This window comes from Variovorax sp. dw_308, assembly GCF_019207085.1.
Lineage (GTDB): Bacteria > Pseudomonadota > Gammaproteobacteria > Burkholderiales > Burkholderiaceae_C > Variovorax.
Genome location: NZ_JAATOM010000027.1, coordinates 12,769 through 27,095, shown reverse-complemented (window position 1 = coordinate 27,095; position 14,327 = coordinate 12,769). Strand labels below are relative to the sequence as shown.

Here is a 14,327-nt window from a genome sequence, read left to right as displayed (position 1 = left end):
GGTCGCGGTAACCTGCGGCCGAACAACTCCCACGATGCCGTCGAAATGCCCAGAGCCCCTGCGAAATCCGCGCCCGCCGCCGCCAAACCCCGGAAGACCGCCAGTCCTGCGAATTCGACGGAGGCCAGACCCAAGGTGCGCTTCCGCATGCGTATCACGACCGGCGACACCATCGCGATCGGCCCCGGCAAGATCCAGTTGCTCGAGGCGATCCTCGAGACCGGCTCGCTCACGGCGGGCGCCAAGGCCATCGACATGTCGTACCGGCGCGCCTGGCTCCTCATCAACGAGCTCAACAGCGCCCTGAAAAAGCCGGCAGTCGAATCCGGCAAGGGCGGCGAGCATGGCGGCGGCAGCGTCGTCACTGACGTGGGCTGCCGGCTGATCGAGCACTACCGCAACATCGAGACGACCGCGGCCGAGGCCTGCAAGGCGGAGATTCGCGCGTTGACGGGTCTGTTGGCGGCGGTGACATCGCTGGAATGACGTGCGCGATCGCTGGCCTCGCGTCGCTGGCCACCAAGACCGGGATGGCCGGCATTCAAGCCGCCGGCGCGGCCCCCGGCGTGAAAACCAGCGCCAGCCCGTTCATGCAGTAGCGCAACCCGGTCGGCTTCGGCCCGTCGTCGAACACATGCCCCAGGTGCCCGCCGCAGCGCCGGCACAGCACCTCGTCGCGGGTCATGCCGAAGGTGGTGTCGGTGGCCTTGATGACAGCGTCGTCGAGCGGTTTCCAGAAGCTGGGCCAGCCGGTGCCGCTGTCGAACTTGGTGGCGGACGAGAACAGCGGCAACTGGCAACCCGCGCAGGAGAACACGCCGGCGCGATGCTCCTTGTTCAGCGGGCTGGTGAAGGGCGTTTCCGTATCGGCCTGGCGCAGCACCGCGTACTGCTGCGGCGACAGGCGTTTCTTCCATTCGGCGTCGCTCAGCGTCAGCTCGAAAGTCGTCTTGGCGGCCCTCGCCGTTGCGCTGAGCATCAAGCCCGGCAACGCGGCCAGCGAAGATGCCGCGAGGGTGTTCAGGAATTGCCTGCGGTGGTACATACGAGAGTCTCCTGAGGTGGCATGGTCCGCGCTCCGGAACAACCTTGTAGCTGCAAAGGAATCGGCATGACGGACATCCATGGTGAAAAGGCCCGCGACCTGGCGGCGGCGGTGCTGGAACAGGTCCTGAAATGGAAGGACGCCGGCGCCGGCGTGGTGCTGGCCACGGTGGTCAAGGCATGGTCCACCGCCCCGCGGCGCGCCGGCACGCAGCTGGCCGTGCACGAGAACGGCACGCACTTCGGCACGCTGTTCGGCGCCAGCGTCGACACGCTGGTGGTGTCGGCCGCGCTGGGCGTGCTGGCCGAGGGCAAGGACACGATGGTGAAGGTGTCGGTCGACGACGCCACCGCCTCGGCCGCCGGCATGGCCTGCGGCGGCGGACTGGAGATCCGGCTGGAATGCATCGATGGCAACAGGCACGGTGGGCAGGGCGGCCAGGTCGAGGTGTTGCGCGAGGCGCTCGATGCGATGCGCAGCGGCCGCAGCGTGGTGCTGTGCACCGGGCTGTCCGACGGTCGCCGCTTGCTGATCTCGTCGGATGGTCCCGCGTCGGGCGCATGGGCGAGCGAGGCCCACAAGCGTGCGCGCATGGACGACACCGCGATAGCGCTGGTGGAAGGGGACGAGGTGCTGTTCCAGGTGTTCAACGCGCCCTTGCGGCTGTTCGTGGTGGGGGCGGTGCGGACGGCCCGGGCCTTGCGCGACGCGGCGCAACTGATCGGCTTCGAGGTGACCATCATCGAGCCGCGCGCCCATGCCGTGGGGCCGGAGTTCTCCGGCGCGAACATGCTGGTGGGCGACGTGGGCGCGACGATGCGGTCGCTGCGCCTGGACAGCCGCTGCGCGGTGGTGGTGCTGGCGCATGCGCCGGAGATCGACGACCCGGCGCTCATCGAAGCCGTGCGCAGCCATGTCTTCTACATCGGCGCGCTGGGCAGCCGCAAGTCGCATGCGGCGCGGCTGGCGCGGCTGGAGCAGGCCGGCGTGCCGGCCGATCAAGGCGCCAGGATCCATGGCCCGGCGGGCCTGGACATCGGCGCGATCGGGCCGGCAGAGATCGCCGCGTCGATCGTGGCGGAGATGGTGGCGGTGCTGCGCAAGACGCATTGACGGCGGCGGCCCGGCGATTCACAGCAGCACGTCGGCACGCAGCAGCAGCGCCTGCCGCAGCGTCAACCCGATCGTCTTGGCGGTCTGGAGGTTGATGACCAGTTCGAAGGTCGTCGGCTGCTCCACCGGCAAATCCGCGGGATGCGCGCCACGCAGGATCTTGTCGACATAGCTCGCGGCCCGGTAGAACTGCTCGGCCAGGTTCGGGCCGTAGCTCATCAGCCCGCCGACCTGCACGGGCTCCCTCGACGAGAACAGCGTGGGCAGGCGTTGCTGGATCGCCAGTTCGGCAATGCGGCGCGCCTGCGAAAAGAACAGCCCGTCGCCGAGCACGATCACGGCCTGCGCGCGAGCTTGCCTGACCGCGTCGAAGGCCGCCTCGATCTGGCCGGCGTCCGCCGCTCGCAGCGGGAGCACCCGCACCGACGCCGGGGTGGCCGCCTGGATGCTCCGGAGGTAGTCGGGGTGGCCGGGATGCCCCGGGTTCATCAGCACGGCAACCGTCGAGAGGCTGGGTATCGCCTCGCGCAGGAACTCCAGGTACTTGCCGCTGAGGTCGGCGCCGACGCTGGACACCCCGGTCACGTTGCCGCCGGGCCGCGACAGGCTCCGGACGAAGCCGAACACGAGCGGATCGCCACTTGCCGCGAAGACGATGGGCACGGTGCTGGTGGCCTTGCGCATGGTCAGGATGGCGGCCGGCCCCGCGGCCACGATGAGGTCCGGCTTCTGCGCCAGCAGTGAAGCGGTGAGCCCGGGAAGGCGCTCGTAGGCGCTCTCGGCCCAGTGCGCATCGATGACGATGTCCCTGCCTTCCACCTGGCCGAGGTCGCGCAGGCCCGCGCGCAGCCGGTCCAGCCGGTTGCTGGAGGTGCTGGCCGAAGCGGTGTCCAGGTAGCCGATGCGCCGCGGCTTCGATGCCTGCCCTTGCGCGAGGGCGGCGCAGGGGGCGCAGGCGGCCCCGATGGCAAGCGTCAGGAGGATTCTTCGGAGCTTGTTCACGCCGCTGTTCCCGCTCTCCGACATGGAGTGGGCGAGTATGGGCCGATGCAGGCCTTTGCGCCAAATCAAACCCCGTGGAAGCACGACTGCGAGAGTGGCGGAAGCCGCCCTATATTCGACGCTTGCCGCCGGCAATGCCCGCAGCAATGTCCGCAACGGTCCACAAGGAGCAAACCGCATGTCGTTCGAGGCGCAGTACCAGGAAAAGCGGACTTCCGCCGCAGAGGCCGTGCGACAGGTGCGCGATGGCGATTTCATCATCGTGCCCACGGGCGTCGGCGAGCCGCCGGCATTGCTCACTGCGCTGTCGGAGCAGCGCCTCGACTTCCGCGACGTGAAGGTCGCCCAGATCCTGGCCGTCCGCAAGTACGCCTATATCGACCCGGAGACCACGCAGCATGTGCGGCACGTGGCCTTCTTCTACGGTGGCGCGACGCGTGCCGGTGGGCAGGCCGGCTGGATCGATTTCATCCCCAACTACTTTTCCGAGATTCCGCGCATGATCGAGCGCGGGCAGATCCCGGCCGACGTGGTGTTCAGCATGGCCTCGCCGATGGACGAGGACGGCTTTTTCTCGCTGAGCCTGGGCGCCGACTACACCATGGCCGGCGTGGCCCGGGCGCGGGCGGTGGTACTGGAGGTCAACCCGAACGTCCCCGTCGCCTTCGGCGACTGCCGCGTGCACGTCTCGAAGGTCGCGGCGCTGGTGGAGAGCAGCGATCCGGTGCTGGAGGTCGGCTTGCCGGTCATCGGCCCGGTGCAGCAGGCGATCGGCAAGTACGTCGCCGACCTGATCGACGATGGATCGACGCTGCAGATCGGCTACGGCGGGATTCCTGACGCGGTGGTCATGCAGTTGACGCACAAGCACGACCTCGGCATCCACACCGAGATGATCGGCGACGGCATCCTCTCGCTGGTGGAAAGCGGGGCCGTCACCAACAAGCGCAAGAACTACCTGCCGGGGAAGTCGATCGCGACTTTCGCGCTCGGCTCCGGCAAGCTCTACCGCTACATGCACCGCAACCCGGCGCTGGAGATGCATCCGGTGAACTTCACCAACGATCCGGCGCTGGCCGGGCTGAACGACAACCTGGTCTCCATCAACGCAACCTTGCAGATCGACCTGCTGGGGCAGTGCGGCTCCGAGAGCCTGGGGCTGTCGCCCTATTCGGGCACGGGCGGGCAGTCCGACTTCGTTCGTGCGGCCAATCGTTCGCGCGGCGGCAAGTCCTTCATCGTGCTGCCTTCGACAGCAAAGAGCGACACCATTTCGCGCATCGTCCCGGTGCTTTCGCCGGGCACGCACGTCAGCACCAGCAAGAACGACATCAGCTACGTGGTCACCGAATACGGCGTGGCCCAGTTGCGCGGAAAGTCCGCGAAGCAGCGGGCGCAGGAACTCATCGGCATTGCGCATCCGGTCTTCAGGGGCGAGCTGACGGAACAGGCGCGGTCGCTGCGCATCCTCTGATCCGCTGCCGGGCGTGGGGGGACTGTCCGGTACCGCACCAACGAGGGCATGAGATGCCTATACTGGCCTGAATCGAGGGCGGCGTGGGGGCGCAAGCCCCGACTGGAGTCCAGTGCCTGCCTTGTTGCGGAGTTGCGCCATGCCCAAGTCCCCCGATCCTCTCCTCAATCGCCTGCTGGCCGCATTGCCTGATGCGGAGCGGAAGCGTTGGCTGCCTGACCTCGAAGCGATCGACCTGCCGCTCGGGCAGGTGCTCTACGAATCGGGCCGGACGCTGAGCCACGTGTACTTTCCGACGACTGCCATCGTGTCCTTGCTGTACGTGATGGAGAACGGCGCCTCGGCCGAGATCGCGGTGGTGGGCAATGAAGGCATCGTGGGCATCTCGCTCTTCATGGGCGGCGAGTCGACGCCGAGCCGCGCGGTGGTGCAGAGTGCAGGACGGGGCTTCCGGCTCAAGGCGGAACTCATGAAGGAGGAGTTCAACCGCGCCGGTGCGGTGCTGCATCTGCTGCTGCGCTACACGCAGGCGCTGATCACCCAGATGGCGCAGACGGCGGTGTGCAACCGGCACCATTCGCTGGACCAGCAACTGTGCCGCTGGTTGCTGTTGAGCCTCGATCGCCTGCAGGGAAGTGAACTGGTGATGACGCAGGAGCTGATTGCCAACATGCTCGGCGTGCGGCGCGAGGGCGTGACGGAGGGCGCGCTCAAGCTCCAGCATGCGGGCCTGATCCGCTATGCGCGCGGCCACATCACGGTGCTGGACCGCGAGGGCCTGGAGCGGCGCACCTGCGAGTGCTATGCGGTGGTCAAGTCGGAGTACGACCGGCTGCTGCCGGCGACCACCGCGATCTGATGACGGCTTCGCAATCAAGCGGTCTGCGGCGCTCCGCCTTGTTCTGCGCTTGAGGCCGCATCCTGCAGGAGTCCGGCCGCCAGGACGAGATCCGGCGTGTCGAATCCTTCGGTGAACCAGCCGTGCGTCTCTGCCAGCAACTGGCGCGCCTGCACGTGCCTGCCTTGCTGCCGCCAGAGCCGGGCCAGGCATACGGCGGCGCGCAGCTCCAGCGTCTTGGCGCCCTGGGCGCGGCTGATGGCCAGGGCGCGTTCGAAGGCGGCTTCCGCGGCCGCCGCGTCGGGCGGCGTGAGCGCCAGCAGGCACAGGCCCCGGAGGCGATGGCGCTCGGCCGCGAACTGCAGGCTGCCGGTGCTGAGCTCATCGGCCTGCGCCTGGTCGAGCAGGCGCAGCGCTTCCGCGTGGAGGTTCAGGTGCATGTGAAGCTCGGCCATGTCGGACATGCGCAGCGCCGAGTAGGAAGGCGAGGCGGCGCCGAGGCGGGCCGCCAGCGCCGTGAGCGCCGTGAGCGCGTGTTGGTCCCGGTGGCCGTCCTGGAGGACCTGGGCCTTGCCCTGCAGGGCTTCGCCCGTCGCCATCCAGTGCAGCATGCCGTGCTGGCGCGCGAGCGCAATGGTCTCCCCGGCGAGGCGGATGGTCTCCGCATGCTTGTTGAGCCAGCGGCGCAACATGGTGGCGAACAGGAGGGCCATTGCCAAGGTCTTGGGATGCGCCATCGCGCGCGCCTGCTCCAGCATTCGCGCGCTGACCTGCTGCGCCTGGTCCGGGAAGCCCCGGAAGCAGAGGGACCACGACAGGTGCCCGGCGAGGGACACCGACAGGTCCTCGCCGAACAACTGAAGCATCAGGTGATGCTGGTCCGGGCGATACAGCGCGATGGCTTCCACCGAATGCGCGCCGGAGTCCGCGAAGTCGCCGAGCCAGAAGGTTGCCACCGCCGCCGCGTAGTGCGCCGCTTGCCGGGCGATCGGGTCGTCGCGGACCTTCTCCAGCAGGCGCATGGCAGCTTGCGGCACACCGCGGGGGCCGATGGTCGCCACGGCGTTGCGCAAGCGCGTCCATTCCGCGAGGAAGAGGTCGGGGCTGTCGGCCACCTGCGCGTGCAGCGCCGAGATGCGCGCGGTGACGCGGCCGATTTCTTCCGAGCCGTCGCCTTGCGTGGCATGGAGCGCGGGACAGAGCGCCACAAGGATCGAGAACTCGGCCTGGTCCCTTTTCGATGTCGCGGGCAGCGTCATCAGCGATTGCAGCGCGCGCTTGAAATGCGCGATGGCTTCCAGGTTGGCCGAGCCGGAGATGGCCCGGCGCCCCGCGCGGATCCAGTGCTCGATGGCTTGCGCATCGTCTCCCGCGCAGGAGAGGTGCTGCGCCAGCAATTCCGGCCGGGCTGCGACGCTGTCCGGCAGCTCGGCTTGCAGCACCTGCGCGATGCGTCGGTGCGCAGCCTGCCGGTCGGCCCGCGTCTGCGACTGGTAGGCCGCTTCCTGGACCAGCGCATGCTTGAACTGGAAGGTCGTGTCGTCGACCCTCGACACCAGGCCGGCATGGTTGAGTTGATCGAGATGGGCCGACAGCGCCTCGGGCTCGTCGGGCGACACCTTGCGCAGCAGGTCTGCGCTGAATTCGCGCCCGATGGTGGCGGCCAGTTGGGCGGCGTATCGCGCTGCGCCCAGGCGGTCCATGCGGGCCGCCAGCAGGTCATGCAGCGCGATCGGAATGGCGGCCCAGTCCTCTCGTGTGGCCGATTTCGCCAGCTCCTCCGCAAAGAGCGGCACGCCGTCGGCGCGTGCCGCGATGCCGCGGACCATTTCGGGCGAAAGTTGCGGGCTGACCGAGGCGATCAGTTGCGTCATCTCGGATTCCGCAAGGGGCGCGAGCGACAGCGCATGCGTTGCCACGGGCCCGGCGAATTCGGGGCGTGCTGTAAAGACCGACAGCAAGCCGCCGTCGCCCTTGCCCTGCGCGACCAGCATGGCCAGCAGCTCCAGCGTCGAAGGATCGGCCCAGTGCAGGTCCTCCACGATGAACAGCACACCCATGTGCGCCGTCGGCCCCCTCAGCATCGCCTGCAGAAGCCTGAAGGTCTGCTCCTTTTGCGATGGCCGTACGGGCGCGGGCGCGCGCTCGTCGGCGGGTGGGGGGAGTCCGAACAGGGCGGCGATGAGGGGGACGGCATCGGCGGTCCACGCGGGCCAGGCCGCGGACACATGCTGCGCCAGCTTGGCCGACTTCAGCTGGGGCGTATCGCCAGCGGCGAATCCCATCCTTTCCGCCAGCAGGACCAGCAGCGGATGAAAGGGCGATTGGCTGTACTCCGGAAAGCAGCGCAGCACGCGGACCGCATGCGCCTCGTCCGCCAGGCCTTGCCGGAAGGCATGCACCAGGCGGGACTTGCCGATGGCCGGCTCGCCTTGCAGCAGCACGGCATGGTTGGCGCCGTGGCGGGTCTCTTCCCACCATTGCGTCAGTTGCGCGAGCTCGGCCTGTCTCCCGACCAGCGGCGTCAGCGGCGTCGCCGCGTCCAGCCGTGTGCGGGCGCCGCTTTCCTTGTCGACCCTGAAGATGGCGATCGGCTGCGACGTGTCGGGCAACACCTGGCTGCCCAGGCCCGTGCAATCGAAGTAGCCGGCCACGATGCGGTGCGCTTCCCCGCTGATGGCGGCCTCGCCGGAGCCGATGAGGCGCCGCAACTGGATGGCGACGGCGGATGTCTTGCCCACCGCATCGGGCAAAGAAGGATCGCCATCGGTCAGGATCAAGCCGGTGTGGACGCCGGCGCGGATCTTGATGCCGTCGATCGCTTCCTGCACCAGGGCCAGGGCGGCGCGCACGGCGCGCACCGCGCTGTCCTCCCGGGATTGCGGATAGCCGAAGTAGGCCAGCAGTCCGCCGCCATGCATGGGCAGGACATGCCCGGAGAAGCTCCGCAGGATCTCGGTGCAACGGGCGCGCGGCGCGAGCATGCGCTCCATCGCGTCGTCGGCATCGTCGACGCCTGATATCGCGAGTTCGCAGAAGAGCACGGTGACCTGGCGACGCTCGGCATGCGGCGCTGTGGGCGTTGGCGTTTGCGTTGGCGGCCGCTGTGGTGCGGTCGGCAACGCGGCCGCGGCGTGCGCCAGTTCATCGTTGCGGATGCGTTCGGCCAGTGCCTGCGTTTCCGGGCCGGGGGCGATGCCCAGTTCGTCTTGCAGCAGTCGAGCGCAAGCATCGAACTGCCGCAGCGCCGAGCCGTTTTGCCCCAGCAGGGCATGCAGGCGCATCGCACGGCGGTGGGCGGCTTCGTCCCAGGGCTCCAGCGCCACGTGGCGCAGCGCGAATGGCAGGGCCTTGCCAGGGTTGCCGGCGGACTCGTGGAAGCCTGCCAAGTGTTCCAGGAGTGCCAGTGCGCGACGGTGCATGACGCCGCGCTGGACGTGCAGCCAGTCTTCGAAGGCAGGGCAATCCGCAAGGTAGAAGCCCGCCATGAATTCACCGCGGTAGAGCGCGACGAGGCGCTCGTCGCGCTGGTGCGCCGCGTCGTCGCCGGGCGGCGAGCCCGTGTCGTTGAACGCGACTGCGTCGATGCGGGGGCTCTCGAGCCGATGCGTCGTGGTCATCCCGCCCTGATCCGCTGAGGTGTGGCCGAGCATGAAGCGGATGGTGCTGCGGCTGGTGGAGAACAAGGCCGGGCCGGCGGGCGTTTCCAGCACGCGACGCAAGTCCGACAAGGTCCGGCGCAGGTTGCCTCGTGCGGTGACCGGATCGTTGCCGCTCCAGAACAGTTCGGCCAGCAGTTCGCGCTTGTGGTCTTGCGCATGTCCCATCGCGAGATAGGCGAGCAGCCCGCGCATCTTGTCGTACGACATCCCGGCCACGGGATGGCCGTCCAGGGCACAGCGGAATCCCCCCAGCAAGTCGATCTGGAGGCCGCGCCCTGCAGGACTCGCGGACGGCTTCAGGTCGGCCAACGTGACATGTTCATGGGAGGGCGCGAGCGCGCGAACGATGGGCGAACGATCGCGCCCTAAGGTGAGCCGGGTTCATGCAACAACCTTTCGGGGAAAGCCATGAGCAGGTGCGTTGGCGAAAGCCTGCGCGGAGTCTGCCACCGCTTCATTGCCTTGTCCTTTGATTTTCAAATGATGTTCCCACTGTCCCGGCGATCCGAGCGCATCGGATGCTTTGCGGCGGGTGCGCTGCTGGCGGGCGTCGTGCTTGCCTTCGCGCCGCACGGGCCTTCCTCCCCGCCGGCCGGGCCTGCGCGGCCAGCGCATGCCGCCAGGCCGATACCACGCGTGCTCGCTGCCCAATCGCGGCTGGACGTGCTGCGCAACGAGGCGGCGAGCGGCGACGAACTCTCGAACCGTGAACTGTCGATCGCCCTGCTCGACCGGTACGAGCAGACGGGCGACACGGACGATCTCTACGAGGCAGTGATCTGGATCGATCGGCGATGGGAAGCGGCCGGCAAGGCAGAACTGATCGCGCGCGTCGTTGCGCACCATTGCGGGCAGCGCGTGCTGCGATGGCACTGGCTGTGTTTGCCGGGCGAATGATGCTCGCATGCAAGGGAGGCTGAATGGATTTGCCACGCTTCGCATCGGTGCTGATGGCCAGCCTCTTCGCTGCGGGCGCGGCACGTGCCGACGTGGAGTGCCGCCCGCTCAGGCAGGCCGTGAAGGAAAGCTCGCGCGCCGGCTACACGGGCTTTCTCTATGCGAACGAGATCGCCAGCACGGGCGGAACGTCGAAGGGCATTGCAACGCGCAGCGCGGGTGCTTCGCAGGTGCGCGTCAAGCTCGAGTCGCTGGTCGACATGTCGCTCGACGCCGGGGCGCATGCAGAGGAAGCGGTCGAAGGTGGGGTCATCCGGTCCGGCGCCGAGCCGCAATTCGTCGCGCAGGTCCGGCAGCACCTGCATGCAAGCCTGCTGCGCGAGAACGCGATCGCAGCGTGGCTGGTAGTGCTGGTTCATCGGAAGACTGGCGAGGGCGTCGTCTGGGTGCGCAGGTACGAGTTTCCCCGCGACGGGCTCGCGGGCGTGATGAACGGCGCCGAGCAGCTTTGCGTTCGCGCGCGGCTCGCTCAGGCATCCCGCTGGCCGCTCGGGCAACCCGCGACATCGCTGGCGTTGCTTGGCCGTCGTGAGCAGCCTGACTGCGGGGCCGCCGCTGCCGCTGGCGTCGACTGCGCGGGTCTCGGCAGCCAACTCGAGCGGGCCGCGTCGGAAGGCGAGTCGGTCGTCGCGACGGCGAGAAGCGGCCCGGTGCTGTGGGTCTACACGCGCAACCCCGGCACCGGCAGAGGGCGGGCGCTGAACGTGGATGCCGCCGGCACGACGCTGGTCGACACCTGGCTTTTCAATGTCGAGGCGCCGACGCAGTAGCGCTCACCGCAGTTCCGGTCGGGTTGCGCCGGCATGCGAACGATGCGCGAACGGTCGCGCCCTAGCCTGAGGCTCGTTCAAGCAACAGCCCCACGGGCAAGGCCTTCATGAAGCGCCATACCGATGCAGATACCGATCCAGGTCGCACGCGCGAGTTCGAACTGCTGTGGCTGCTGCTCCTGCTGGCTTTCGCGCTCGCCTCCTTGTCCGACTTGCTCTGCGCGCCAGTCTGGCCCTCGATCACCGAGGTGCCGACGGCCGCGGAGGCTGAAGGCGACGCAAGGCAAGGCGCGTTCATCGAGCCGTGGATTCCCTCGATGCCGGACGCCCCGCTTCCGCAGCAGGCGCAATGGGCGGATCGGCCCGCCGAGCCACCGCCCGTCGGGAGGCACGGATGACGCGGGTTGCGGCTTTCCTGTATCGCCGCTTCCAGGGCATTCCGGCAAGACAGCGGCAGCATGGCCTGCGCATCCTGACCTTCGCGGTAGCGGTGTGGGCCTGCGTTGCAGGGGTCGCGTTGTTCACTTTTCGGGGCAAGACGAACGGTGAGCGCGAATCCGTTGCGCGAGTTGAGCGAGTGACGGTCGCACCGGAGGCCGGGCTCAGAGCCGGTGAATGAATCGGACGTGCATGGCCGATCTGTTCACCCGTTTCATGTCTCGATGATGACCTTCAGCGCCCGCGTGCCAGCGGCGTTGCCGAAGGTGTCGTAGGCCTCCAGGATGTCGGCGAACTTGAAGTGGTGAGTGATCAGTTGCCGCGCGTTGATGCGCTTCGACAGCAAGGTCTTCAGCAGCATCGGAATCGACAGCGTGTCCACGAGCCGCGTCGTGATCGTGATGTTGTGCGACCACAGCTTCTGCAGCTTCAGGTCGACCCCGCAGCCGTGCACGCCGACATTGGCGATCGTGCCGCCGGCGGCCACGATGTCCTGGCACAACTCGAAGGTAGCGGGAATGCCGACCGCTTCGATGGCGGTGTCCACGCCGCGTCCGCCGGTGAGCTTCATCACCTGCTGCGCCGCGTCGCCGGCGGCGCTGTTCACCGTCGCCGTCGCGCCGAAGCGCTTGCCCACGGCGAGCCGGTTGTCGTCCAGGTCGACCATGATGATCTCTGCCGGCGAATAGAACTGCGCGGTGAGCAGGGCGGCCAGCCCGATCGGCCCGGAGCCGACGATGGCCACCGTGTCGCCGGGCTTGACCTTGCCGTTGAGCACGCCGCATTCGAAGCCCGTCGGCAGGATGTCGCTGAGCATGACCAGGGCTTCTTCATCGGCGCCTTCGGGTATCGGGTAGAGGCTGGTGTCGGCCCACGGAATACGCACGAACTCGGCCTGCGTCCCGTCGATGCTGTTGCCCAGGATCCAGCCGCCCGTCGTGCAGTGCGAGTACATGCCCGTGCGGCATTGCTCGCAGCGCCCGCAGGCGCTGATGCACGAGATCAGCACCCGGTCCCCCGGATTGAACGTGCTCACGCCGGCTCCGACTGAGTCGACGACGCCCACGCCCTCATGGCCGAGCACGGTGCCGGGCCGGCAGCTTGCCACGTCGCCCTTGAGGATGTGCAGGTCCGTGCCGCAGATCGTCGTTCGCGTGATGCGAACGATGGCGTCCGTGGGCTTGAGCAGCGCGGGCATCGGCCGTTCTTCCACGGCCTTCTGGCCGGGACCGTTGTAGACGAGGGCCTGCATGGTGGACCGCTTCCCGAGGGGAACTGCCCCGGAGGTGGGGAGCGCGTGGGGCGGGACAAGGGTTTGCTGGTTCATGGGTTGGTCCTGGGTGGTCTTTCACCCGCTTTGTAGGCTCGTTGCGGCGCGGGCTCTGTGCGCTGCCGTACCGACCTTGGGGTGGTGAAGCCCTATAACCGGCTCTTCGGGTTCTACCGAACCGGAAGGACACCATGGACCACGACAGCGATTCAATTCGCCTCCGTTATCACGGATGGGATGTACGAAGCAACCTCATGCAGAGTTCCCTCGACGGCATGGTTGCGGCCGGCGCGATGCTTTACTTCGACGAGGCCTGCAAATGCCACCTCGTCTCGTGCCGGCAATTTGCCAATGCCGGCGTCGCCATCCAGGCCATCCAGCTCAAGGCCACGCAGTGGATCGATGCCCGCGAAGCAACGGCGGAGGAAGTCGCGCATGTCGAACCCACCTTTCTTTCATGAAGCCTCCGGCACCGTTCGATTCTGGATCCTGATCGACGGCGTGCACGTGGGGGCCAGCATCGGCAAGGAGGTGCTGCACTACCACTACCGGCCCACGGCGGCCGATGACAACCCCATGGAGACCTATGAGCTTCACGCCGAGGAGATCGATGCGGCGGTGCGCAAGCGCGTCGCTGGGGGCTCCACGGAGCCCGTGATGCTCCGGGAGTACGACCTGAGCTAGGGAGAGATGGGAGACTACTGCGACGCGGCGGCGTCCCGCTCGCGTCGCCACTGGCCGGGCGGCTTGCCGACCACGCGCTTGAACGCACGAGCGAACGCCGCCTCCGAGTCGTAGCCGACATCCAGCGCGATGGCCGCGACGGTGGCGCGCGTCTCCAGCAGCTTGCGCGCCGCGGCCTGCATGCGCCACTGCGCCAGGTACTGCATCGGCGCGACGCCCACCAGTTGCACGAAGCGGTCGTGCAACGCCGAACGCGACAGGCCGGCATGACGGCCGAGTTCCTCGACGGTCCACTCCTTCGCCGGTTGCTCGTGCATCACCGCGAGCGCGCGACCGACGAAGCGATCGCGCAAGCCCGCCAGCCATCCGGCGCTCTGTGCCGGCAGGCTGTCCGCATAGCGACGCACCGCATCGACGAACATCATCTCGCTCATGCGTGCCAGCATGGCCTCGCCGCCGGGGCGTTGCGCGTGTGACTCGGCCACGGCCTGCTGCGTGAACTTCGCGATCCAGGCCCCGTCCTCGCTCGCGCGCAGGTGCAGCATGCGGGGTAGCGCGTCGATCAGCGGGTTGAAGGGTTGCAAGTCCAGTCCGAGGAAGCCGCAGACGATGTTCACGTCGGCATCCGGGTTGGGCGCTTCCGCTGGCGGCAGCAGGACGTTGTTGCCGTTGTAGGCCACGCGCAGCGGCAACCGGCCCGCGGCCTCGGTACCGGGGAACCAGCTGAAGTCGCCGTCGCCGCGCATGCCCGGTGCGCTCGACACCACGTGCGCATCGCCGTGCGGAAACATCACGACGTCGCCCGCCCGCAGCTGCACCGAAGGCCCGCCGGGGATGCTGGCCCAGCAAGTGCCTTGGGCGACCGCGTGGTATTCGATGACGTGGTCGACACCGCGCATCAGCATCGGTGCGAGTTCCTTCGCGGACGGGGCTTCGGCGGCCCAGTCGCTGCTGCCGCTGATGTTGAAGAACACGGCGCCGCGCAGGCGCACGCCACGCAGCACGTCGGACAGCGTGTCCTGGCTCATGCGTGCATCAACGCCGCGGCGTTTCGATCAAGTCGCGCGGACATCC

16 protein-coding genes are annotated in these 14,327 nt (G+C 68.1%); 10 read left to right on the top strand and 6 right to left on the bottom strand.

Annotated elements, in window-relative coordinates; translation table 11 throughout:
* Positions 1-147 precede the first annotated feature (147 nt).
* Positions 148-486: a winged helix-turn-helix domain-containing protein gene (locus tag HCU76_RS31325; RefSeq protein WP_256354609.1), complete on the top strand. Its 339-nt coding sequence runs from the start codon at positions 148-150 to the stop codon at positions 484-486.
* Between the two features lie 55 nt (positions 487-541).
* On the opposite strand, the gene msrB is transcribed toward HCU76_RS31325, so the two are convergent.
* Positions 542-1,045, bottom strand: coding sequence for a peptide-methionine (R)-S-oxide reductase MsrB (gene msrB / locus HCU76_RS31320; RefSeq protein WP_218511438.1), 504 nt, complete (start codon positions 1,043-1,045; stop codon positions 542-544).
* Positions 1,046-1,111: 66 nt separating this feature from the next.
* On the opposite strand from msrB, the gene HCU76_RS31315 reads away from it, so the two are divergent.
* Positions 1,112-2,158, top strand: coding sequence for an XdhC family protein (locus HCU76_RS31315; RefSeq protein WP_218511437.1), 1,047 nt, complete (start codon positions 1,112-1,114; stop codon positions 2,156-2,158).
* Positions 2,159-2,176: 18 nt separating this feature from the next.
* Here HCU76_RS31315 and HCU76_RS31310 read toward each other — a convergent pair whose 3' ends face one another.
* Positions 2,177-3,160 (bottom strand): ABC transporter substrate-binding protein, encoded by a 984-nt coding sequence (locus HCU76_RS31310; protein WP_213959111.1) that lies wholly within the window; start codon positions 3,158-3,160, stop codon positions 2,177-2,179.
* 178 nt (positions 3,161-3,338) lie between these two features.
* Between HCU76_RS31310 and HCU76_RS31305 the strand changes: the two genes are divergently transcribed.
* The gene (locus tag HCU76_RS31305) at positions 3,339-4,634 is read left to right on the top strand and encodes an acetyl-CoA hydrolase/transferase family protein (protein ID WP_218511436.1); all 1,296 of its coding nucleotides are present in this window, start codon (positions 3,339-3,341) and stop codon (positions 4,632-4,634) included.
* Positions 4,635-4,773: 139 nt separating this feature from the next.
* Entirely contained in the window at positions 4,774-5,493 is a 720-nt protein-coding gene (locus HCU76_RS31300; RefSeq protein ID WP_218511435.1) for a Crp/Fnr family transcriptional regulator, read from the top strand.
* A gap of 14 nt (positions 5,494-5,507) precedes the next feature.
* On the opposite strand, the gene HCU76_RS31295 is transcribed toward HCU76_RS31300, so the two are convergent.
* A complete protein-coding gene (locus HCU76_RS31295; RefSeq protein ID WP_218511434.1) occupies positions 5,508-9,443 on the bottom strand; it encodes an AAA family ATPase in 3,936 nt (1,311 codons plus the stop codon).
* 72 nt (positions 9,444-9,515) lie between these two features.
* Positions 9,516-9,707: a hypothetical protein gene (locus HCU76_RS31290; RefSeq protein ID WP_218511474.1), complete on the bottom strand. Its 192-nt coding sequence runs from the start codon at positions 9,705-9,707 to the stop codon at positions 9,516-9,518.
* Between the two features lie 63 nt (positions 9,708-9,770).
* Here HCU76_RS31290 and HCU76_RS36935 point away from each other — a divergent pair, with 63 nt between their 5' ends.
* The 4 genes from HCU76_RS36935 to HCU76_RS31270 all read left to right on the top strand — a co-directional run bounded on the left by HCU76_RS36935 (position 9,771) and on the right by HCU76_RS31270 (position 11,480).
* A complete protein-coding gene (locus HCU76_RS36935; protein ID WP_256354607.1) occupies positions 9,771-10,031 on the top strand; it encodes a hypothetical protein in 261 nt (86 codons plus the stop codon).
* A gap of 23 nt (positions 10,032-10,054) precedes the next feature.
* The gene (locus HCU76_RS31280; protein WP_218511433.1) at positions 10,055-10,861 is read left to right on the top strand and encodes a hypothetical protein; all 807 of its coding nucleotides are present in this window, start codon (positions 10,055-10,057) and stop codon (positions 10,859-10,861) included.
* A 107-nt stretch (positions 10,862-10,968) separates the two neighbouring features.
* Complete coding sequence (locus HCU76_RS31275; protein WP_213959116.1) at positions 10,969-11,259, top strand: hypothetical protein; 291 nt, start codon at positions 10,969-10,971, stop codon at positions 11,257-11,259.
* Positions 11,256-11,480, top strand: coding sequence for a hypothetical protein (locus tag HCU76_RS31270; RefSeq protein ID WP_213959117.1), 225 nt, complete (start codon positions 11,256-11,258; stop codon positions 11,478-11,480). The genes HCU76_RS31275 and HCU76_RS31270 overlap by 4 nt, the downstream gene beginning before the upstream one ends.
* A 33-nt stretch (positions 11,481-11,513) precedes the next feature.
* Here HCU76_RS31270 and HCU76_RS31265 read toward each other — a convergent pair whose 3' ends face one another.
* Complete coding sequence (locus HCU76_RS31265) at positions 11,514-12,551, bottom strand: zinc-dependent alcohol dehydrogenase family protein (RefSeq protein ID WP_213959118.1); 1,038 nt, start codon at positions 12,549-12,551, stop codon at positions 11,514-11,516.
* A 209-nt stretch (positions 12,552-12,760) separates the two neighbouring features.
* Here HCU76_RS31265 and HCU76_RS31260 point away from each other — a divergent pair, with 209 nt between their 5' ends.
* Together HCU76_RS31260 and HCU76_RS31255 are read left to right on the top strand one after the other, a co-directional pair.
* Complete coding sequence (locus tag HCU76_RS31260) at positions 12,761-13,030, top strand: hypothetical protein (RefSeq protein ID WP_213959119.1); 270 nt, start codon at positions 12,761-12,763, stop codon at positions 13,028-13,030.
* Complete coding sequence (locus HCU76_RS31255) at positions 13,005-13,253, top strand: DUF1488 family protein (protein ID WP_213959120.1); 249 nt, start codon at positions 13,005-13,007, stop codon at positions 13,251-13,253. Before HCU76_RS31260 ends, HCU76_RS31255 begins: the two co-directional genes overlap by 26 nt.
* 14 nt (positions 13,254-13,267) lie before the next feature.
* Here HCU76_RS31255 and HCU76_RS31250 read toward each other — a convergent pair whose 3' ends face one another.
* Positions 13,268-14,281 (bottom strand): AraC family transcriptional regulator, encoded by a 1,014-nt coding sequence (locus tag HCU76_RS31250; protein ID WP_213959121.1) that lies wholly within the window; start codon positions 14,279-14,281, stop codon positions 13,268-13,270.
* Positions 14,282-14,327 lie beyond the last annotated feature (46 nt).